This is a genomic window from Pseudomonas sp. ASL8 (assembly GCF_056680355.1).
In genome coordinates, this window is the sequence record NZ_CM155278.1 from 3709085 (window position 1) to 3728665 (window position 19581).

Annotated in this window: 20 protein-coding genes; all 20 read right to left on the reverse strand. The window is 61.8% G+C overall.

Annotated elements, in window-relative coordinates; translation table 11 throughout:
* Nucleotides 1-30: 30 nt before the first annotated feature.
* The gene (locus AC1MEA_RS17090; RefSeq protein WP_480416874.1) at nucleotides 31-2235 is read right to left on the reverse strand and encodes a M66 family metalloprotease; all 2205 of its coding nucleotides are present in this window, start codon (nucleotides 2233-2235) and stop codon (nucleotides 31-33) included.
* Between the two features lie 196 nt (nucleotides 2236-2431).
* The gene (locus AC1MEA_RS17095) at nucleotides 2432-3511 is read right to left on the reverse strand and encodes an FUSC family protein (protein WP_480416875.1); all 1080 of its coding nucleotides are present in this window, start codon (nucleotides 3509-3511) and stop codon (nucleotides 2432-2434) included.
* Nucleotides 3512-3585: 74 nt separating this feature from the next.
* Complete coding sequence (hypE, locus tag AC1MEA_RS17100; protein WP_480416876.1) at nucleotides 3586-4653, reverse strand: hydrogenase expression/formation protein HypE; 1068 nt, start codon at nucleotides 4651-4653, stop codon at nucleotides 3586-3588.
* Complete coding sequence (hypD, locus tag AC1MEA_RS17105; RefSeq protein WP_219063233.1) at nucleotides 4650-5789, reverse strand: hydrogenase formation protein HypD; 1140 nt, start codon at nucleotides 5787-5789, stop codon at nucleotides 4650-4652. The genes hypE and hypD overlap by 4 nt, the downstream gene beginning before the upstream one ends.
* Nucleotides 5786-6019 (reverse strand): HypC/HybG/HupF family hydrogenase formation chaperone, encoded by a 234-nt coding sequence (locus AC1MEA_RS17110; protein ID WP_219063232.1) that lies wholly within the window; start codon nucleotides 6017-6019, stop codon nucleotides 5786-5788. The genes hypD and AC1MEA_RS17110 overlap by 4 nt, the downstream gene beginning before the upstream one ends.
* On the reverse strand, nucleotides 6010-7173 hold the full coding sequence (locus AC1MEA_RS17115; RefSeq protein WP_449634466.1) for a Kae1-like domain-containing protein: 1164 nt from the start codon (nucleotides 7171-7173) through the stop codon (nucleotides 6010-6012). Before AC1MEA_RS17115 ends, AC1MEA_RS17110 begins: the two co-directional genes overlap by 10 nt.
* A gap of 1 nt (nucleotide 7174) precedes the next feature.
* The gene (gene hypB / locus AC1MEA_RS17120; RefSeq protein WP_449634467.1) at nucleotides 7175-8170 is read right to left on the reverse strand and encodes a hydrogenase nickel incorporation protein HypB; all 996 of its coding nucleotides are present in this window, start codon (nucleotides 8168-8170) and stop codon (nucleotides 7175-7177) included.
* Between the two features lie 35 nt (nucleotides 8171-8205).
* Nucleotides 8206-8553, reverse strand: coding sequence for a hydrogenase maturation nickel metallochaperone HypA/HybF (locus AC1MEA_RS17125; RefSeq protein ID WP_219063229.1), 348 nt, complete (start codon nucleotides 8551-8553; stop codon nucleotides 8206-8208).
* Nucleotides 8546-9631, reverse strand: a complete 1086-nt coding sequence (locus AC1MEA_RS17130; protein WP_480416877.1) for a HoxV — start codon at nucleotides 9629-9631, stop codon at nucleotides 8546-8548. The genes AC1MEA_RS17125 and AC1MEA_RS17130 overlap by 8 nt, the downstream gene beginning before the upstream one ends.
* Nucleotides 9628-10134 carry a [NiFe]-hydrogenase assembly chaperone HybE gene (gene hybE, locus AC1MEA_RS17135; RefSeq protein WP_480416878.1) on the reverse strand — a complete coding sequence of 169 codons (507 nt, stop codon included), beginning with the start codon at nucleotides 10132-10134 and terminating at the stop codon, nucleotides 9628-9630. The genes AC1MEA_RS17130 and hybE overlap by 4 nt, the downstream gene beginning before the upstream one ends.
* Complete coding sequence (locus AC1MEA_RS17140; RefSeq protein WP_219063226.1) at nucleotides 10121-10351, reverse strand: rubredoxin; 231 nt, start codon at nucleotides 10349-10351, stop codon at nucleotides 10121-10123. The genes hybE and AC1MEA_RS17140 overlap by 14 nt, the downstream gene beginning before the upstream one ends.
* A gap of 1 nt (nucleotide 10352) precedes the next feature.
* On the reverse strand, nucleotides 10353-11195 hold the full coding sequence (locus tag AC1MEA_RS17145) for a hydrogenase expression/formation protein (RefSeq protein ID WP_480416879.1): 843 nt from the start codon (nucleotides 11193-11195) through the stop codon (nucleotides 10353-10355).
* Between the two features lie 14 nt (nucleotides 11196-11209).
* Nucleotides 11210-11692, reverse strand: a complete 483-nt coding sequence (locus AC1MEA_RS17150; RefSeq protein ID WP_219063224.1) for a thioredoxin domain-containing protein — start codon at nucleotides 11690-11692, stop codon at nucleotides 11210-11212.
* Nucleotides 11689-12048, reverse strand: coding sequence for a HypC/HybG/HupF family hydrogenase formation chaperone (locus AC1MEA_RS17155; protein WP_480416880.1), 360 nt, complete (start codon nucleotides 12046-12048; stop codon nucleotides 11689-11691). Before AC1MEA_RS17155 ends, AC1MEA_RS17150 begins: the two co-directional genes overlap by 4 nt.
* 1 nt (nucleotide 12049) lies before the next feature.
* Nucleotides 12050-12685, reverse strand: coding sequence for a HyaD/HybD family hydrogenase maturation endopeptidase (locus AC1MEA_RS17160; RefSeq protein ID WP_480416881.1), 636 nt, complete (start codon nucleotides 12683-12685; stop codon nucleotides 12050-12052).
* A 20-nt stretch (nucleotides 12686-12705) separates the two neighbouring features.
* Entirely contained in the window at nucleotides 12706-13389 is a 684-nt protein-coding gene (cybH, locus tag AC1MEA_RS17165; RefSeq protein ID WP_480416882.1) for a Ni/Fe-hydrogenase, b-type cytochrome subunit, read from the reverse strand.
* A gap of 56 nt (nucleotides 13390-13445) precedes the next feature.
* Nucleotides 13446-15302 (reverse strand): nickel-dependent hydrogenase large subunit, encoded by a 1857-nt coding sequence (locus AC1MEA_RS17170; protein ID WP_219063220.1) that lies wholly within the window; start codon nucleotides 15300-15302, stop codon nucleotides 13446-13448.
* Nucleotides 15303-15308: 6 nt separating this feature from the next.
* Entirely contained in the window at nucleotides 15309-16388 is a 1080-nt protein-coding gene (locus tag AC1MEA_RS17175; protein WP_219063252.1) for a hydrogenase small subunit, read from the reverse strand.
* Between the two features lie 605 nt (nucleotides 16389-16993).
* Nucleotides 16994-18064 (reverse strand): HoxN/HupN/NixA family nickel/cobalt transporter, encoded by a 1071-nt coding sequence (locus AC1MEA_RS17180; protein ID WP_449634475.1) that lies wholly within the window; start codon nucleotides 18062-18064, stop codon nucleotides 16994-16996.
* A 179-nt stretch (nucleotides 18065-18243) separates the two neighbouring features.
* Entirely contained in the window at nucleotides 18244-19569 is a 1326-nt protein-coding gene (locus tag AC1MEA_RS17185; protein ID WP_480416883.1) for a PAS domain-containing sensor histidine kinase, read from the reverse strand.
* Nucleotides 19570-19581 lie beyond the last annotated feature (12 nt).

Genomic DNA, 19581 nt, shown 5'->3' on the forward strand with positions numbered 1-19581 from the left:
GTTGAATGCAGTCCTGAGCAGGGGCCTTTCTCACTGGGCGTGAGGACCCGTTCGGCCCTGATCTTTTGCCGTATTAAAAACCACGACCGTTTGAACCCGGCCTTGGCTCCAGTCGACGTCGAGTACCAGTTCATGACGACCGGCAGCAGGGGAGAGCCACACTTCGCGCCCCCGCCCTACAACCTTGTCGTCGAGCATCCAGGTGAGTCGCTCAGCTGACAGTGGATACCCTGCGGAGTCGGTCGCATTGCCCGACGCCTGTATCGGTTGATCGGCTCGCAGCGTCTGCCCGTTCTGCGGGTAAAGAATCGCCACCTCAGGCGCACGTTCGGGCAAGTCGACGACCAGTGCTGGCGATTGTGCGGTGAAAAATCCATCATGTCCGAGTAAGCGCAACTGGACCTGTCCTGCGGGTAAACCGGTCAGCGGCAGCTCAGCTTCACCACCCCGTAAGCCAACGGCCAAGCCGTGCCATCGCTCGCCTTTATCGACAGTCCATTGCACCCAGACGTCGACATCGCCTTCGGCGTCGACCTGCCACCTCAGCGCCAGTTGCTGTGTCGATGTCACGTCGGCTGTGGCGCTGACGAACTGCGGAGGACGCGCAGGCGCCTGGCGTGTCCAGACGTGCTCTGCCGGACCTGCGATGCGCAGCGATGAGCCGGGCGCCCTGTCAGGCAGGTGGACTTTGAACATGAACGGTGGGCGGTCGGGGTCTTGGTTAGGGTGTCCGTGGCCTTGGCAGCAGCCGCATCCACCCTGGAAGTCGGAGCGCACCAGCGATCCACTTGCAATCACGTGGCCCTGCTCGTCCATGAGTTGCGCAACCCAGCGGGTCTGCACGCCCGTGGGCAACGCGGTTACAGGGATACGTGCGACAGATTGAACCTGGATCTCACCGTTTTCCTCGACATGACCCACGATGGAAATGACCGGATTCATCGTTCGACCCTGCAGTTCGTCCTGTAGCCATGGTGGATCGGGCCACCAGAGGTGCTCGACGTCAAAAGCCCTTTCCAGAGGGTAATCATCGAAAATCGAACGCTCTCTCAACCACCGGGGCTCAAGTCGCGGGTGCTGAAGCAAGCGGTCGTGTTGGTACAGCGACATCCAGCGTGGATTGCAATAGGACATGTAGTCCCGCGCCGTCGTCGGGTCGTATACCGCGCCGTTGCGAATATCGAGCCCGAATTCGCCAATGGACGCCGAGGCATAGGGTTCGTAAGTGGGGTAGTTTGGATCGGTCGCACCCGCCGCGCCGCACGGGGTGTGCTGGAAACCATAGCCATGGCCGATTTCATGCAGGAACGTCAGTTGATTACCCACTGCTCCGGCGCCCAGGCCATCCTGTCCACAGCCTGGCACGTTGAGCGGGATGCCAGCGGGAAGCAACCCGTAATACACAACGTCCGCGCGGTTGCCATCGTTGTCTCGCAGCAGCGCAAGCCAGTTGAGCAGGGTGCCCCAATTGGTTGAACAGCCTCCCGGTCCAGAGCGCGCGTCGTCCAGTGGGGTTGCCCAGTTCAAGGTGCCGCAACTGGCGAACGATCCGGTGGCCTGTACGGGCATGGCAGCGAACGCCATCGATGCATTGGTTTGCAAATCCGCGAGTGTCGGCGCGGGAAGCGTGAGTTGGGTAATGGCCGGTTGACCGGGTGCGGGTGTATTGGCGGAACTGGGACCATTGTACGCGACGAGAATCGCACGCACACGCAGGGTCTGAATCAGGTTCGTATTGATGATAACGCTGCTGTCTGAACCTTCAATGCCTTGCAGGCGCGCCGTCAGCCGTAACGTGCCATGACACTCCTGGGCTGGAATCAGAAAGTTCAAGGTACGGTTTATGTTGTTGCGCTCGGTCGCGTAATCAACGGTTTGCTCAGCCGTAACAGTCGCTGCACCTTGAGCGGCGTAAGTCGCGACGGCGTCATAGTTCAAGGCGTGGTTACGGCGCGCGAGGTCCAGCGAACCAGTGACATTGGCAACGGAGCTTAATAACCCGGAACGTACATAAACCCGAACCCAGGCGGCTTTGTACGCCACCAACTGGACCGCGTTATCCGGTCCACGGTCGGCGCTGTCGGTTAAGTGTTCGGCAGCACGGTAATACTGGATCGACTGAGTCACTTCAATGCCGTTAACGCGGGCGCGCCAAAGACGATAGCGATCAATAAAGGACTCTTGCCACCAGCGCGAGGCCCCTGCGCGAATCTGATCAAGGAGAGTGGGTCGCACAGTCTGCTCCCTTCGTTATTCAATAGATGAAAAACAAGGCGTGCATGGTGTTGCTGTTAGATGGCGTGCGCAGTGGAGTATAGGAGGGGCCCTGAAAAACACGGCTCATTCTGTCGGATTAGTGCGGGCACCTTTTTAGAGTCGCAGGTGTATTGATTCATCGTGGAGGGCGTTTTCGCGGCCCAATGAGCAACAGTCAGATCTTCCATTTCACAGCGGTATTCGCCAGTTGCTGACGCAGGTCATCGACGGTGGCGGCAAGTTGCAGGGTCAACAGTCGGTAGCCGTCCAGCGCCGAGTAGACCGGGGCACTCAACGTGGCCGTGTTGTCGGGCCCGCCGACAGGGCGCTCGATCCGCTCCGAGACACCGGTTTGCAGTGCGCGCGCCATCGCAATCAGCTGTACGCGTATCTGTTTGTGTTCGGCTTTGAGGGACAGTTGCAACAAGGCCATGGCCTGTTCGTCGTTGGCGGCGGGCCGGGTGTTGGCGAGGATCTCCAGGGTGCTGATGCACAGCCGCAGATTGCGCTGGATGGCGTCGAGTTTATGGAGTGATATCCGCACCTCCTTGGACACGGATGGCATCAACGAACGCAGTTGCACCATGGCGCCGGTCAGGCGGTTCATCAGCTTGAGGTACTCGTCGTCGCTGACCGATTGGCCGCTGATGATGCGGCTGTGAATAGCGGCACAGTCACGCAGTGCGCTCGCCAGGTTGTAGCGCCAGGAAAACACCGCATACAGCGGTAGTGCGAAGGAGAACGCCAAGGCCAGGACGATGCCGATGAGAATATCGACGGTGCGCCAAAGGCCATCAGATATCGGGTTATCGCCATGACCGGCGACGATGAACACGGTGATCGCCGACAGCAGCGCCGTGTAGCCGCCTTTGCCGATCGCGTGATAAGCAAAAAAGCCGCACACCGTGGACATGCCCAGGTACGTGAGCAACGGTATGCCCAAGTACGCTTGCTGGGCGACCAGCAACAGGCCGACGGCGGCACCGATCAGCGTGCCATAGGCCCGCTCCGCCGCTTTTTTGCCGATATTGCCGTGGTGTTGCAGCCCGCCGATCACCACCAGCATGGTAACCGAGGCCCACTCCCCGTGGGGCAGGTTGATGCCGGTGGTCAACAAGATCGACGCGAGCAACCCCAGCGATACGCGCACGGCGTGGATAAGCCGGGCGTTGCGGTAGCGTCGATAGGGATCCAGCAGCGGTCGCAGGAGTTTGCGTAAAAGCGGAGGGAGTCGCGATGATCGGAGGTCATACATCGGTTCAATGATGCTCTTGGTCTGTGGGTCGAGGCCGTTCAGTCATGGGCTGTCCGGCAGCTCGAACCCTATGATCAACAGATTCTAGGCAACTGCTCTCCGGTCAGCCAGTCTACTATCCTGCGTCCACCGAAGCGGGTCTGCATTTGCACGAAACCGTGCGAGTCATCCAATACGGTGCCGATGCGTACCGCGTCTTTCCCCAGCGGGTGCTGGCGCATGGCGTGCAGCAGCGGTTCAGCGTCGGCCTCGGAGCAGATGGCGACCAATTTGCCTTCGTTGGCGATGTACAGCGGGTCGAGGCCTAGCAGTTCGCACGCGGCTTCGACCTGTGGCAGCACCGGGATCATGGCTTCGTCGAGGAGCATGCCAACCCCGGATTGACCGGCAATCTCGTTCAGCGTTGTCGCGAGGCCACCACGTGTCGGGTCGCGGAGCACGCGCACACCGGGAGCGGTCGCGAGCATATGGGCAACCAGTTCGTGCAGGGCGATGCTGTCGGAGAGGATCTCGGTGTCGAACTCCAGCGCCTCGCGCTTGGACATGATTGCCACGCCGTGTTCGCCAATGCTCCCGGACAGCAAAATGGCATCGCCAGGGCGAGCTCGATGGCCGCCGGTATTCACCCCGGCGGCGACCACGCCAATCCCGGTGGTACTGATGAACACGCCGTCACCCTTGCCGCGTTCGACCACCTTGGTGTCGCCGGTGACGATGGGTACGCCCGCCTCACGGGAGGCACGGGCCATGGACTCGACGATGCGTTTCAGGTCTGCGAGTGGGAAACCTTCCTCAATAATGAAGCTGGCGGCGAGGTACAGCGGCCGCGCACCGGTCATGGCGACGTCGTTGACGGTGCCGTGCACGGACAGGCTGCCGATGTCGCCGCCGGGGAAGAACAGCGGTGAAACCACATGCGCGTCGGTCGCCATGACCATGCGCTCGCCGGGGGCGAGTTCGGGTGTGAAGACCGCGCCGTCGTTGCCCTCGCGCAGCCAGGTGTTGTCGAAGGCGGCGACGAACAGTTCTTCGATCAATTGCGCCGAAGCACGGCCGCCAGCGCCGTGACTCATGTCGATGCGTCCGTCTCGCAGGTTCAGGGGGCGGACATAGCCGCGCTTGACGGGGGAACCAGCGTTCATAAAGCCACTACCTCAATGTCTTTGTAGCGCCCGTAGGCGTAATGCGCGGCGCAGGCGCCTTCGTTGGACACCATGCACGAGCCCATTGGATTTTCGGGCGTACACACGGTGCCGAACAGGCGGCAATCCGTGGGTTTTTTCTGCCCCCGGAGGATGGCGCCACATTCGCAGGCCTTGTGATCCGGCACTGCCTGGTACTCCAGGTCGAAGCGCACTTCGGCGTCGTAGCGGGCGAAAGCCGGGCGAATGCGCAGGGCGCTGAGGGGGACCTCACCGAGCCCGCGCCATTCGAAGCTGGGGCGCAACTCGAAGACCTCATCCATCAGCGCCTGGGCGCCCGTATTGCCATAGCGTCCGACAGCGCGGATGAATTCGTTCTCGACTTCCGCCCGACCTTCATTAACCTGGCGCACCAGCATCAAGATCGCCTGCATCACGTCCAGTGGCTCGAAACCGGCGATGACCACCGGCTTGTGATATTGGCGGGCGAAGGCTTCGTAAGGCGCCGAGCCGATGACGATACTGACATGCGCCGGGCCGACAAAACCATCCAGTTCCACCGCCGACGCGGCGTCTTTTTCCGGCGCGGCGAGGATGTGCGAAATCGCAGCCGGAGTCAGGACATGGCAGCAGAGCACGCTGAAATTATCCAGGCCGCGTGCCGCCGCTTCGCGAATAATCAGTGCCGTTGGCGGTGTGGTGGTTTCGAAACCGATGGCGAAGAACACCACCTGCCGTTCCGGGTTCGCTTCGGCGATTTTCAGTGCATCCAGCGGCGAATAAATCATGCGGATATCGGCGCCATGGGCCTTTGCGCGGAGCAAGGAAAGCCCTTCAGACGCAGGCACGCGCAAGGTGTCGCCGTAGCTGCACAGGATTGCTCCGTGTTCCAGGGCCAGCTTCACCGCCAGGTCGATGCGTCCAATCGGCAGCACGCAGACCGGGCAGCCGGGACCGTGGATCATGCGCACGTTGTCGGGCAGCAGCTCGCTGACCCCATAGCGGGAAATCGCATGGGTGTGGCCGCCGCAGAACTCCATGAAACGGTAAGAGCGGTCGGGATGGGCTTCTTCGCGGATGCGTGCGGCGATGCGTTGAGCCAGCTCGCCGTCGCGGTATTCATCGATGTACTTCATGAGGCTTCCCGTTGCGTGCGGTTCAACTCGTCGAACATGTCCAGCGTGCGCTGGGCTTCTTCTGGATCAATCAGGCCCAAGGCATAGCCGACGTGGATAACCACGTAATCGCCAACCTGTGCCTCGGGCACCAGCGCTATAGAGATTTCTTTGCGGATGCCGCCGAGATCGACCAGCGCGGTGTCGCCACTGCGCAGTTCGACCACACGGGCGGGAATAGCTAGGCACATGACAGGGGTTCCTCCAGCGGCAACGCCGCTTGGCTTTCAAGTTCGGGCCAGTGGGCGGCGATCCAGCCTTGGCCGAGGGCCAGTCCGGCATCGCCGCAGGACACGCTCTGTGCGCTGAAGACCGGCACGCCGTGGGTGCCGAGCAGGTGGCTGAGACGCGCACTGAGCAGGCGGTTGGCAAAGCAGCCACCGCCGAGCAGTACCGGCAGTTTTGCGGGCTGTTGCAGCACCCAGTCGGTCAGGGCCGCCGCGAGTGTCAGGTGGAACAGTGCGGCACCTTCGGCGCTACGGCCATGATCGGCCAGATCGAATAGACGTGTGAGCAGCGGCCGTAGATCAAGCACGCCGTCAGCGCGGATGCGCCACAGGCCTTCGACTGTTGGCTCGGTATTCGCTGCCAGATAGTCGCTGGCCAGACGTTCCAGGGCAATGGCGGCTTCTGCCTCGGCTTGCTGGCGCACACTGATCCCGAGAATACCGGCGGCGGCATCGAACCAGCGTCCCGCGCCACTGCTGGGTGGGCAGTTGAGGTTACGGCGGAGCATGCCTGCAACGGTGCCAGCACTTTGCTCGCCGACCAGCGCGCCGAGGCGAGTAATGATTTCTTCATTGCGGCCCAGTAGATGCAGTGCGGCTGCGGCCAGGCGCCAAGGCTCACGGGCGGCAATGTCGCCGCCCGGCAGTGGCAGTGGCAGCAGATGCCCGAGTCGGCGCCAGGCGTCGGGCGCGACCCATAGCAACTCACCCCCCCAGGCCGCGCCGTCACTGCCGAGGCCGACGCCGTCCAGCGCCAGACCCAGCACCGGACCGTCGAGCCCATGTTCGGCCATGAGTGCGCCGATATGCGCATGGTGGTGCTGGACCGCCAGCGCGGGCACGTCCAGCCGAGCGGCCAGGCTCACGGCCAGTTGGGAACTGTAGAAGTCCGGGTGCAGGTCATGGGCGATAGCCTGCGGGGTAGCGTCGGCATGCGCGAGCAAACGCTCCAGCGAGGCGTCGAGGTCCAGACAACTTTGTGGATCGCCCAAATCGCCATGCACCGGCGACCACAGCACTTGATCGCGTTGCAGCAGACAGGCTGCGTTTTTCAGCCAGGCACCGCAGGCCAGTACGGGCGGCCAGACATTAGCATTGGGGAGTTTCTGGCTATGCACGTCAGGCCTCCTTGGCCGGCGCCTTCAGCGCTGCCAGTTCGGCTTCGAGTGCGGCGATGCGTGCAGCCTTGCGGTCACTCTCCGGCGCACCGGCCAGCAGCCAGTCGAGCCAGGCGTCCAGGCCGGTGCCGTCACGGGCACTGAGCTGAATGATCTGCAACTGCGGATTGACCTGGTGGGCGTAGTCCAGGCAGCGCTGCACGTCGAAGTCCAGATGAGGCAGCAGGTCGATCTTGTTGAGGATCATCAGCTTTGCGGCGGCGAACATGTCCGGGTATTTGAGCGGCTTGTCCTCGCCCTCGGTGACCGACAGGATCGCCACTTTACCGGCCTCGCCGAGGTCCCAAAGTGCCGGGCACACCAGGTTGCCGACATTCTCGATGAACAGAATGCCCGCCGGTTCGCCTGCGCCTTGAGCGTGATGATCGTGGGCGGCGTGGTGGTGATGGTTGGAGAGCAGCGGGGCCTTTGGGTGGTGATGTCCATGCCCTGCGGCATGCAGCGCGTCGTGCAGCGGCAGGCGCGCGTAGGCTTCGGTGATCATCCGCGCGTCCAGGTGGCAGCCCTTGCCGGTGTTGATCTGGATCGCCGGAACCCCCGTAGCGCGGATGCGCTCGGCGTCGTTGCGGGTCTGCTGGTCGCCTTCAATCACCGCAATTGGCAGTCCGGCGCGGCGCTCGCGCAGGGCGAGGAGGGTGGCACATAACAGGGTGGTTTTGCCGGAGCCGGGGCTGGACACCAGATTGAGGGCCAGCACGCCGTGGGCGATGAAATTCTCTCGGTTACGCGCGGCATGGCGGTCGTTCTCGCCGAGCACATCTTGCTCGATGCGGATCGTCCTTGCCTGGCTCAAACCAGGTACCGAGACCCGCGCTTCGCCCGCGCCGTAATGCAGATCGCCCGTGGCGTCGACCCGCACGTCGCTATCGGTGGTTGACTCGTTGCTTGGGTGTTGCTCGTGTGAATGGCCGGTACCGCAGCCGCAAACGACACACATGGCGTTCCTCCAGATTTCAAATCAGAAATCAACTATCAGTGATCCTCGACCTGCAGGTCGAGGATGCGTAATTCGGTGCCGCCGGTGGGTTGCAGCCAGAAACCGCCGCAGGTCGGGCACGGTGCGCCGCGCTCGACCAATGGCACAGTGGCAGCGCAATCCAGGCACCAGGCCTGACCGTGTGGCTCCTCGATGTCGATCTGCGCACCGGCCAGCAAGGTGCCCGGTGCCAGTGCCTCCAGGGCGAAACGCAACGCGTGTACCTCGACCCCTGCCAATTTTCCGGCTTCCAGGCGCAAACGGCTGACGCGCACGAACGGATCAGCGGCAGCCGCTGCTTCCACGGCGCTGAGAATGCCGCCCGCCAGACTCAGTTCATGCATGACTTGATTGTCCTTGGTGGTTGTCTTTGTCTGTTTCCAGCGTAAAAGCGATGCAGGGATCGAAGGCCGCCATCAGCAGTTCAGCCTGGCGCTGGCTGCGTGGATCGGTGCTCGACAGCGATGACAGCGCCAGGGCCAGAACGCCCTGCGGATGAAGATTCCACTCGGTGGGGGCGACGATCTGATAGTCGGCTATCAGCACGTTGCCGCCGCTGCGTTCCAGACATACCCGATGCAGCAACAGACCGCGAGCGGTTTCGCTCCAGGCCAGGGCTTCGTCCTGACCCAGCGCCATCACCCCAAGCGCCGGTGGGCGAGCATCGGGCAGAGACAGTCGTGCCAGCTCGGCAACCCGCGCACCCAGCCTCAGCCAGGCGCTGGTGTAGCGTTCCGGATGTGTTTCGCCGAACCGGGTCCAACTGCCGGTTTCGCAGGGCTGGCCATTCAGCTCAGGGCGCAGGGCGAAGTCGGTGGAACGGCGCAGGTGATCGGCCACGGCGAACAGCGCCGGAGTATCGGTGATCAGTTGCAGTGCATGCACCGGCAATTGCAGGGCGTCTGCGTCTTTGCGGCAGTTGGCAAGCATGCGGCTCAGCCAGTGTTCGTTGCGCTCGGTCCATTCCAGCAAGGCGTGATGAGGGTCGTCTTCCCACTGCTGTAGCCAGGCGCGTACCGGGCCGCCAAGCCAGAAAGTCATGGCCGTTTCGGGTGCCTGATCCCACGCGCGCAGTTCCCCTGGAGAGGGGCGCGGAGCGCCTGGGTCGAGCAGCGGCGGCCAGTCCAGCAAGACACGTCGCAAGTGTTCACGACGAGTTTCTGCCAGCAACGCCTGGCTGGCGGCTACTTGGGTGTTCGTCTGGCCCTGCAATGCTGCGCTGATGGCCAGTTGTGCAGTCAAACGATGGGCCTGACCGCACAGGCTGTAGAGCAGAGGCAGTCGTTGGGCGGCGGCCTCGGGTGGCTGGCCTCGCAACAGCCGGGCGGCGAGCAATGGCCGACTGCCAATGATCGCCGGTTGCTGACCGGGACGCACTCTCAGCGATCCGCCGAGTTGTGAAAAACTGCTTGAGGCATTCATTCCGGGGCACCCGGCCGACGCCCGAACAGCAGGGCGCGGCGACTGAGCGCCGGCTGTTGCTGCGCTTCCTCTTTGGGGGGATCGCGCAACAGGGAAAGCACCTGTTCGGCGGTAGTACGGGCTGCCGCTTGATCGGCGAACTCGAACATCGGGGAAAACAACGAACAGCTTTGGTAAGCCCCGAACGCCTCGTCAACTGCGCCTATGAATGTCAGGCGCTGGCCACCGAAAAAGTGTTCATGGGAGGCCCCTTGGGCCAGCGGCGCACTCAGGGCTGGCGCCAGCCACATCAGGTTCATGAACCAGGGCGTGATCAGAATGCCGAGTACGCCAGAGCTCGCATCTTCACCGGCAACCTGCACGGCGAAGCCTACCGCCTCGACGTCCAGCCTTGGGTTGAGAAAGGGCAGGCCGCGCATGCGGGTGTCGGCGATGTCTCTAAAGTGGGCAGCCAGTTCCTCACCCCGAAGCTTCGGGGAGGCTGGCGATTCAGACGGCGTCATTGAGCACCATGAACTGCTCGGCGGCGCCGTCGCAGTTCGGGCAGCACCAATGGTCCGGCAGCGCTGAAAACGGCGTGCCGGGCTCGATTTGCCAGACCGGGTCGCCTTCGCTCGGGTCGTACACCCACCAGCAGATTTTGCACTCCAGGCGGGTGGCATCGCTGATGCGGGCTGAGTCGCCCCTGTAGCTGCCTTCAAAGCTGGGTCTGTCGCTCATGTCACTGTCCTTCGAACCATTGGATGACATCCTCGAAACGTTCCAGCGAATCGCTGAGGTCTTCCGGCGCAGCACAAATCACTTCTGGCAAGTCGGTGATCTCAATGGTGTCGAGGATTTGTGCGTCCTGGGAATTGAAGTAGGTGACGCGCCAGCAATTGTGCACCAGGGTACTGCTGATTCGGCAGTTACCGTAACCGCGAGCCAGTGCCCGCACCGGGCCGACCGGCAAATAAGCGTCTAGGAAAGCAATATCCTGCTCGGACAGCGGCAGCAGTGTCAGGTTGATCACGTGCGCGGGGCTACCGGTTTGCCAGCGTCGGGTCTGGTCTTCCACCTCGGTGAGAATCGCCGGAGCGTTCATCACGCCAGGCGGTAGTTGTGGCGGCAGGTCAAACGCGGCTGGTCGGGCCGCCGCATGGGCGGTAGTGCGCAGTTGCACAGGGGCGGCGCCGACTTCGACATAGTCGTGGCCCTCACCGTAAATTCGCCAGACCCCGGCGAAGATCGATTCCTGGATGCGCAACGGAGGTTGCACGACAACGCGTACGCTGACTTCGCCCTCGCCGAGCAGTTGATCGAGCAACGTGCGGTCGCCGGCCTCAAGCCCACTGAGGTCGAGGCTCTGGGTCACTTCACCGCGATTGCAGGCGTGGAGCATTTGCAGCAGGTCCTGCAAGGCCTGACGGGCGCCGGGCAGCGTATCCAGTTCTTCCGGTTCGGGCAGTATCGGGGCGCTGTGGGTGTACATACCTTGCGGCATGCTGATGTATTCGAGGACCTCGTCTTCCACTTGAGAGCCTGGGCCTAGATCGACCACCGGGATGTACATTTGCGGGGCCATGGGCGTTTCTCTATTCACTGGCAGCCGCCGGTAGCGCCGCTGGGCGTTTCGGCGAACAAGGGGATGCGGGCGTTGCTCAGGTTCAAGGCCTTGTCGGCCAGGCTGAGGTATTCGTCCCAGTCATGCATGCCGTCGATGGTGGTGACATAGCCACCGTCACGCAGCCAGACCAGGGTTGGCCAGCGGCGCAGGGCGAAGCGTGCCGCGATGGCTTCTTCCTCGGCGCGATGGACCACGCCCAACCGCAGGGTGCAGCCATGGCGCCTGGCAACTTCCTGGCGCAGTTCGGGCAACACCACTGCCACATCCAGCGATTCAGGGTGGCGCACCGGGTCACCGCACAGCAGTAACAGACAGTTACCGCCTTCAGCGAGCCAGGCGTCGAGGTTGTCGCTGCCAATCCAGGTGGCATCGAATTGCTCTACCAGACGGGTGATCAGTGGCGGGATAGCCGGGGTGACGGGAATGGGCGCCATGAAGGCGGCGGATTCACTCATGTGGGTTCCTTGAGGTTAGGCCGCGTGTGCGCAGCAACGGGTGGCATCTGGCCCAGCAGGGCGGCGAGCTGCTCGGCGTTCATCGCGGAGGGCAGACTGAAACCGGGTGCGCTGTCGGGTGTTGGCGGGGTGCCGTACATCGCGGCTTCGAGCATGGCGAGGGTCGAATCAATTTCCGCCGCCCGCTGTGCATCGAGGCGTTCGCGTGCCGCGTCGAGGAAGATCAGCAACCAGTCACCCACAGTGCAGGTGTCGACCAGCACTGTATCGATGAGCCGTTCCGCGCCGTGGCGGTCACGGCACACCGCTGAGCCAGGGTTGACGGCAACCACTTGCATGGGCAGTCCGATGCACATATCAGGCGCGCCTGGCGAGGATGCGTTCGTCACCGATCCGGCAGGCGGTCTGCGCGGACGGGCGTTCGCCTTCGTAGCGTTGCAATTCCAGATGCGGCAGGGTCACGGCTTCGTCCCCGGTCAGCGGCGAAGCACGTTTGCGCGGCTCGGCACCCCAGGTTTCAAGCACCCGAACGGCTTCGTCCAGTGCGCCTTCCATGGCCGCCTTGACGCTGGGCCGCAAGCTGCCGCCATAGTCCATCATCTGCTCCGGCTGGCAACCAATCAGCAGTACCCGTTGAGGATAGTGAGCGGTCAGTTGGGCGAGCATCAGCACTTCCTGAAAGCCGGTCTGGTGCAGGCTGAGCTTCTTGATCCCGAGAAACTTGGGCACTTCGTCATCGGCGATGAATTTCAATTCACCGGGGGCCAGGTTGTAATCGACGGCGTCGAAAATCAGCAGATAATCAGCCTCCTGCACATGCTGGATCAGGTACAGGCCCTGAGTACCGCCATCGATCAGCGCGACGTTGTCGGCGAACTCATAGCGTTGTTGCAAGGCCTCGACACAGCGCACGCCGAAGCCTTCGTCGGCCCACAGCAGGTTGCCGATTCCCAATACGGTGATGCGCGGACGGGGCGATTCTGAAGTGTTCATGTGCGACTCTGTCGGTGTGTTCATTTTTTGAAGGTCTTGTAGCCGGAGATCATCCCGCCGATCAGGCTGAGGCGACCGCTGATTTCTTCGCGCACAGCGGCGTACACATGCAGGATGATGAACACCACGATGACCCACATGCCCACGTGATGCAGGGTGTGGACTTGTTGGGATTGCCCGAGCAGTGGCAGTACCCAGCCGAACATCCGTTCCTGCCATGAGCCCATTTGCGAACCTTCGCCGTATAGGGCGAAACCGGTCAGCACCATGAACAGCGAGCTCAGCAGGAAGACGAAAAACATCGCGAAGCGCGACAGCGGGTTGTGCCCGAATGTGGGCGCCGGGGTAGGCCCGATGAACAGGTAGTAGCGCAGCCAGCTGAGGAAATCGGTCCAGTAGGCTTTGCTAAACACCGGAACCGAGAACAACTCGCGGGCGTGATGGTTGCCCACGAGTGCCCAATAGGCGCGGCCCAGGATACCAATGGCAAACAGATACCCTGCGCTGAAGTGCGCGAAGCGGATGTAGCCCATCAGGAAGTGCGCACTGGCTTCGCCTGGCTGGGAGGGCAGCGGCGAGCCGATCAAGTACCCGGTTACCGCCAGCACCAAGATGCAGGCGGCATTGATCCAATGCCACAGGCGCACCGGTGCCTCGTAAACGTACTCCGGCAGGCCCATGGGTGTTTCGGTCTGGAGGGTCATATCTTCACCTTTGGAAGGGCAGGTGCCTTGTCGCACCTGCCGGATGCCTTGATTACTCAGCTCACCTTGACGGTGCTCAGCTCTGCGCCGTCCTCGCTCATCACGTGGGTGGCGCAGGCCATACAAGGGTCGAAGGAGTGCAGGGTGCGCAGGATTTCCACCGGCTGATCGGGAATGGCCACGGGGGTGTTCATCAATGCGGCTTCGAAAGCCCCGATCTGTCCCTTGGCGTCACGCGGGCTGCCGTTCCAGGTGCTCGGCACGACGCACTGGTAGTTTTCGATGCGACCGTCTTTGATGCGTATCCAGTGGCCCAGCGCGCCACGCGGTGCGGCGACGATGCCGACACCTTTGGCTTCGGACGGCCAGGTGGCAGGGTCCCATTTCTCGACGTTGGCGGTGGAGCGGTCGCCGTTGCGGATGTTGGTCATCAACTCGTTCCAGTCGTCGACCATCATCTCCGCGCAGTATTCGGCTTCCAGCGCGCGGGTCAGGGTGCGGCCGATGGTGCTTGGCAGCAGTATTTTGGCGCTGTAGTCGGTCTCAGGCATGCCGAGGGTCTTGGGCAGGCTGTGGTTGACCGCCTGCAATGCGCCCTCAAGCTGCTCTTTGACTCGCTGACAGTGCGGGTTGCCTTTGAGGGCATGGGCATATCCCAGGATGTAGCGAGCCAGTGGCCCGACCTCCATGGCATGCCCACGCCAGCGAGGCGATTTGACCCAGGAGTACTTCGCGCTTTCGTCGACTTCTTCGATGGCGGTGCGGGTGCCCTTGGTTTTTGCCCCCAACTCGTAATTGGCTTCGGTGATGCCGTCCCACGGGTGCAGGCCTTTATCGTTGTCCGGGTAGTTGTACCAAGAGTGGGTGACGAACTCCTGCACTTGCTCCGGATCGCGAGGGTCAACCGGAAGGATCTCGTCCCAGTTGCCATTGAGAATCGCGCCGCCCGGCAGTTGGTTGGTGCTGTCGTCGTAATTGACCTTGGCGTAAGTGCCATAGTCCATCACGTTGGTCGCGGCCAGACCGCCGCCATGCAACCAGCCTTTCTGTTTGTAGATGGTGCCGATGGCCAACACATCCGGTACATAAACGTTGCGGCAGAAGGTCAGCGCTTCATCGATGCGGGCGCGGACGAAGTTCAGCCGTTCCATGTTCAGCGGGGCACCGGCGGCCAGGTCGCCGTCGATATTGATCGCGCAGGGCACGCCGCCCACCAGGTAGTTCGGGTGCGGGTTCTTGCCACCGAAAATAGTGTGGATCTTCACCCATTCTTTTTGCAGGTCGAGGGCTTCGAGGTAATGGGTGACCGCCATCAGGTTGGCTTCAGGCGGCAATTGGTAGGCAGGGTTGCCCCAATAACCATTCATGAACGGTCCGAGTTGGCCGCTTTCGAAAAACTTCTTCAGCCGATTCTGCACGTCGCGGAAATAGCCAGGCGACGACAACGGGTGAGACGGCGAGACCTGTTGCTGCAATTCCGAGGTGCGCTTGGGGTCGGCCTTGAGCGCGGACACCACGTCCACCCAGTCCAGCGCATGCAGGTGATAGAAGTGCACTGCGTGGTCATGGATCTGCAGGGTTTTGGCCATCATTTCGCGGATTAGGTGCGCGTTCGGCGGAATGCGGATGCCCAGAGCATCTTCGACCGAACGCACCGAGGCCAGCGCGTGGCAGCCGGTGCACACGCCACAGATGCGCTCGACAAAGGCCCAGGCGTCACGCGGGTCGCGGCCCTTGAGAATCACTTCGAGGCCGCGCCACATGGTGCCTGTGGAGACCGCGTTGCGAATGATGTTGTTGGCGTCGAGGTTGACCTCTACGCGCATGTGGCCTTCGATGCGAGTGACAGGGTCAACGACGATGCGTCGGCCAGTGTTGTTCAGGTCGAAACCCTGGGTCGAATAGTTGCTCATCGATGGTTATTCCTGTCTTGTCGCTGGGGCGTCATGCGGTGCAGTGGGCGTTTTGCCATTGCTGGCGCGTTTGAGGGCGGTCACTGCGGCATGGGCAGTGACTGCAGCGCCGACCGTGACACCTGCGGCAAGGCCGATTTGATCGGCATTGGCCTCCACACCAAAAGCGTTGACGTCGGTCAGGTGCTGATAGAACGAACCTTTGTCCCAGAACCCTTCCTCGGAACAGCCAATACAGCCGTGCCCGGATTGAATCGGGAAGCTGGTGCCGCCGTTCCAGCGCACGGTCGAGCAAGCGTTGTAGGTGGTCGGGCCCTTGCAGCCGACTTTGTAAAGGCAGTAGCCCTTGCGTGCGGCGTCATCGTCCCAGGCCTCGACGAACTGACCGGCGTCGAAGTTCGGACGGCGATAGCACTTGTCATGGATACGCTGGCTGTAAAACATTTTCGGCCGACCCTGACGATCCAGCTCAGGCAAGCGGTCGAAGGTCAGCATGTAGGTGATTACACCCGTCATGACTTCGGCAATCGGCGGACAGCCCGGTACTTTGATAATCGGTTTGTCGGTGATGACCTTGTGGATCGGCACCGCTTGGGTCGGGTTGGGTTTGGCCGCTTGCACGCAGCCCCAACTGGCGCAGGAGCCCCAGGAAATGATCGCCTTGGCATCGCGGGAAACGCGCTTCAATTGTTCGATGAACGGCTTGCCGCCGATGATGCAGCTCATACCGTCCTGATTCAGCGGCGGGTTGCCCTCAACGGCGAGGATGTAGTTGCCTTTGTATTTGGTCATCACCTCGTCGAGGATGGCTTCAGCCTGGTGCCCGGCAGCAGCCATCAGGGTGTCGTCATAATCGAGGGAGATCATCGACAGCACCACGTCCTTGGCCAGCGGGTGCGCGGAGCGGATGAACGACTCGGAACAGCAGGTGCATTCCAGGCCATGCAGCCAGAGCACCGGCGTGCGCGGCTTGTTCTCCATCGCCCAGGCGATTTTTGGCATGAACGCAGGGCCAAGCCCCAGTGACGTCGCGGTTAGGGAGCAGAACTTGAGAAAGCTCCGACGTGAGATGCCCTGTCTGCGCATCACTTCATAAAATGTTTCGGTCACCTGTTTTCTCCTCCCCAGGAATATTCTTCGAGTGGGGTTGCACGCCGCGTACTGAAAGTAATACCTGGTAACTACAAGACCTGTGCCATTTCGTCGCGGTCTTGCCAGGTAGCGCTTAATTTCATGTATGTGGTTGTTTTTTAAGGAGTTTTTAATATTATTCGGGCGTGGTGCTTTAAGGTCGACTGCAAGTAAGTGGATAGTTGGTGTCCAGTGGCCTTATTTACTGGCAACGGACTGATCGGTAAGAGGCGGGCGGGCTGACCGTGATTCGGCAGTTAATTCACTCAAAAACCAAAGACCAATCAAGACCCCGATGGGAGCGAACTGCTCCCATCAAAAAAATATAAGTTATTGAAAAATAAAGCGTAAATTTCATTATGTTTTCAGCCAAACACCGATCCTGTAGGAGCGCGCTTGCCTGCGATCGGCTGCGAAGCAGTCGCAAAATGACTGGATCCACTATCGCAGGAAGATCCTTCGGACCTTATCGCGGGCAAGCGCGCTCCTACGCCCTCCGGGCAGAATCACAACCCAGGTTGCTGCGCGACAGCGCGGCGTCGAAGACGGGGGCGGCGGGTTCACGCAGCGGGGTAATCCAGGTCCAGCCGGTCGTAGCCTTTAAGGCGGTAGAACAGCAGGGAGAGGGTCCATGTGAGGATGAAGAGTCCGATGATCAGGTAGCCGATCAAGCCGAAGTCGTCGTTCAGGGACGCGATAACGTCCCATGCGCCACCTTCAAGACCCAGGCGTGAGGCAATCAGGTGCAGCACTTCCAGGCCACCCACCAGCAGCGCCACCAACACCGAGACCGAGGTGATGGTCAGGTTGTAGTAGAGCTTGCGCGCAGGTTTGATCAGCGCCCAGTGGTAGGCGCCGGTCATCATCACGCTGTCGGCGGTATCGACCAGCGCCATGCCTGCGGTGAACAGCGCGGGGAAGACCAGGATCGACCAGATGGGCAAGTCCTGCGAAGCCTGTGCCGCTGAAATGCCCAGTAAACCGATTTCCGTGGCGGTATCGAAGCCCAGGCCAAACAGAAAACCCAGTGGGTAAAGGTGCCAGCTGCGACTGATCAGGCCGAACAGTGGGCGTACCAGTCGCGCGATCAGGCCACCGCCCGCGAGCATTGCATTCATCTCTTGTTCGCCGACCCGCTCGCCGCGCCGGACCCGGCGAAAAGCCAGGTACACCGAGCGCAGGATGATCAGGTTGATCAGCGCCACCAATAGCAGGAAGACGGCGGAAACCGAGGTGCCAATCAGGCCGCCGATACCGTGGAACGCCTCAATGTCCGCCTTGAACGTCGAGGCGGTCAGGGCGATGACCAGGGTCGCGAGGATCACGATGGTGCTGTGTCCCAGGGAAAAGAACAGGCCTACGGTGGCGGTCTGTTGACCTTCTTGAATCAGCTTGCGAGTGACGTTGTCGATGGCGGCGATATGGTCCGCATCGACGGCATGACGCAGGCCGAAGCTGTAGGCGAGGAACGCGGTGCCGAGCAGCAACGGGTAGTCGCGGAAGGCAATGAAGGCCCAGAGCCAGGCCATAAGATTGACGGCGAGCAGGCCGCCGAAAATCATCACCACGTGGCGCTTGAAGATCAAAGGTGCCACGCTTTTGGCGGTTCCGGCGGCGTTGGATACAGGCATGAGTACTCCGCAAGGAAGGGGGGCAGGCTGGAAATCAAAGAGAATGTCATACAAACCCTGTGCCAGCCCCGTTCGACCGCGTAGCAGCCGTGTTTGTGTGGCGTGCGCTGGACACTGCTTTTGCACTGTTCGTGGGTAAATGGACACTCACTTTGCAGTGGCACTCGGCGCGTCTGCGCTTAGTCAGCGAACTGACTGGGGATGATCAGGGTGAACTCGGCCCCGCCTTGAGGATGATTGCCTGCGATCAGGCGGCCACCGCAGCGTTCGACAATGCTGTAGCTGATCGACAGCCCCAGGCCTGTGCCCTTGCCGACCGGCTTGGTGCTGAAGAAGGGATCGAACACTTGGGTCAGATGCTCTGCGGTAATGCCGCTGCCATTGTCGCGCAGGCGCAGGGTGACCCAGCCGGGCTCCTGTTCGACGCTTATCCACACTTCCGCTGTTTCGCGCTCGGCGGCCTGGGCGGCGTCGTAGGCGTTTTGCATCAGGTTCATCAGCACTTGCAGCAACTGTCCGCTGTTGCCGTGCACGCAGGGTGCACTGTCGGGGTGCCAGTGCACGCGCAGGTCCGGTGCGATGCCGCGGGTGATCCAGTGAATGGCTCGCTCGACCACTTCGTTCAGCGCAACCTCGCCCAGCGTCTCGCGATCCACCGCCGAAAAACGCTTCAGCGCGCTGACAATGTCGGCGGTCCGTTGCGCGCCTTCCAGAGTACCCTCTATCAGCGACGGCAGGTCGGCCAGCAGTGGGTCGATGCGCAACTGTCGGCGCAGGGCTTCGCGTATCTCCCGTGGTTCGTCGGCGTTGACTGCCTCCAGATACTGCTCAAGACGCTCTCGGTAACCCCCCAGAACATGGGCATTGGCGAGCACGAAACTGATCGGGTTGTTCAGTTCGTGGGCGACCCCGGCGACCAGCCGACCGAGGGAGGCCATTTTCTCCGCATGCAGCAGTTGTTGCTGGGTGCGCTTAAGGGCTTCGTGGGCTTCGTGCAACTGGCGGTAGGCGTGTTTCAGCTCACCCAGCGGGCGCCCCACGAGCACGTGACCGATGCAGCGTCCGTTGCCCGTACTGCGCACGGTGCAGCTGATGTCTACGGGCAGTGGCGCGCCGAGGGCGTCCTTGAAGTTCAGTTCGAGGCTGGCACTGGCATTGGGCCTGCGCAGGCCGGCTAATGTCTTGCGCAGTTGTTCGTCACTTCGCGCGTCGGCCAGCAAGGCGTAGACCGGGCTGCCGAGCAGTGTCTGTTCGTCGCGTCCTACCAGCGTGCGCAGGGCATTGTTGGATTCTTCGATGCGCCCGTCCGGGTCGCAGGCCAGCAGCACATCGGACATGGACGACAGCAGCCCGGCAATGAACTGCTGCGACTGTTCCAGCTCGGCATTTTTTTCTTCCAGGGCGATTTCGTCCTGCACCAGCTGTGAATAGACTTCATCCATCTTGCCGATCACTTCCAGCCAGGCGTCCTCGTCGAGGTTGCCGGGCGCTGCTTTGCGCGCCATGACGTTCTCCTG

Excerpts from the sequence above, each read along its gene's own strand:
- AC1MEA_RS17095 (WP_480416875.1), bottom strand. The coding sequence starts at position 3,511 with ATGTATGACCTCCGATCATCGCGACTCCCTCCGCTTTTACGCAAACTC.
- hypE (WP_480416876.1), bottom strand. The coding sequence starts at position 4,653 with ATGAACGCTGGTTCCCCCGTCAAGCGCGGCTATGTCCGCCCCCTGAAC.
- hypD (WP_219063233.1), bottom strand. The coding sequence starts at position 5,789 with ATGAAGTACATCGATGAATACCGCGACGGCGAGCTGGCTCAACGCATC.
- AC1MEA_RS17110 (WP_219063232.1), bottom strand. The coding sequence starts at position 6,019 with ATGTGCCTAGCTATTCCCGCCCGTGTGGTCGAACTGCGCAGTGGCGAC.
- hypB (WP_449634467.1), bottom strand. The coding sequence starts at position 8,170 with ATGTGTGTCGTTTGCGGCTGCGGTACCGGCCATTCACACGAGCAACAC.
- AC1MEA_RS17125 (WP_219063229.1), bottom strand. The coding sequence starts at position 8,553 with ATGCATGAACTGAGTCTGGCGGGCGGCATTCTCAGCGCCGTGGAAGCA.
- AC1MEA_RS17130 (WP_480416877.1), bottom strand. The coding sequence starts at position 9,631 with ATGAATGCCTCAAGCAGTTTTTCACAACTCGGCGGATCGCTGAGAGTG.
- hybE (WP_480416878.1), bottom strand. The coding sequence starts at position 10,134 with ATGACGCCGTCTGAATCGCCAGCCTCCCCGAAGCTTCGGGGTGAGGAA.
- AC1MEA_RS17140 (WP_219063226.1), bottom strand. The coding sequence starts at position 10,351 with ATGAGCGACAGACCCAGCTTTGAAGGCAGCTACAGGGGCGACTCAGCC.
- AC1MEA_RS17145 (WP_480416879.1), bottom strand. The coding sequence starts at position 11,195 with ATGGCCCCGCAAATGTACATCCCGGTGGTCGATCTAGGCCCAGGCTCT.
- AC1MEA_RS17150 (WP_219063224.1), bottom strand. The coding sequence starts at position 11,692 with ATGAGTGAATCCGCCGCCTTCATGGCGCCCATTCCCGTCACCCCGGCT.
- AC1MEA_RS17155 (WP_480416880.1), bottom strand. The coding sequence starts at position 12,048 with ATGTGCATCGGACTGCCCATGCAAGTGGTTGCCGTCAACCCTGGCTCA.
- AC1MEA_RS17160 (WP_480416881.1), bottom strand. The coding sequence starts at position 12,685 with ATGAACACTTCAGAATCGCCCCGTCCGCGCATCACCGTATTGGGAATC.
- cybH (WP_480416882.1), bottom strand. The coding sequence starts at position 13,389 with ATGACCCTCCAGACCGAAACACCCATGGGCCTGCCGGAGTACGTTTAC.
- AC1MEA_RS17170 (WP_219063220.1), bottom strand. The coding sequence starts at position 15,302 with ATGAGCAACTATTCGACCCAGGGTTTCGACCTGAACAACACTGGCCGA.
- AC1MEA_RS17175 (WP_219063252.1), bottom strand. The coding sequence starts at position 16,388 with ATGCGCAGACAGGGCATCTCACGTCGGAGCTTTCTCAAGTTCTGCTCC.
- AC1MEA_RS17180 (WP_449634475.1), bottom strand. The coding sequence starts at position 18,064 with ATGCCTGTATCCAACGCCGCCGGAACCGCCAAAAGCGTGGCACCTTTG.
- AC1MEA_RS17185 (WP_480416883.1), bottom strand. The coding sequence starts at position 19,569 with ATGGCGCGCAAAGCAGCGCCCGGCAACCTCGACGAGGACGCCTGGCTG.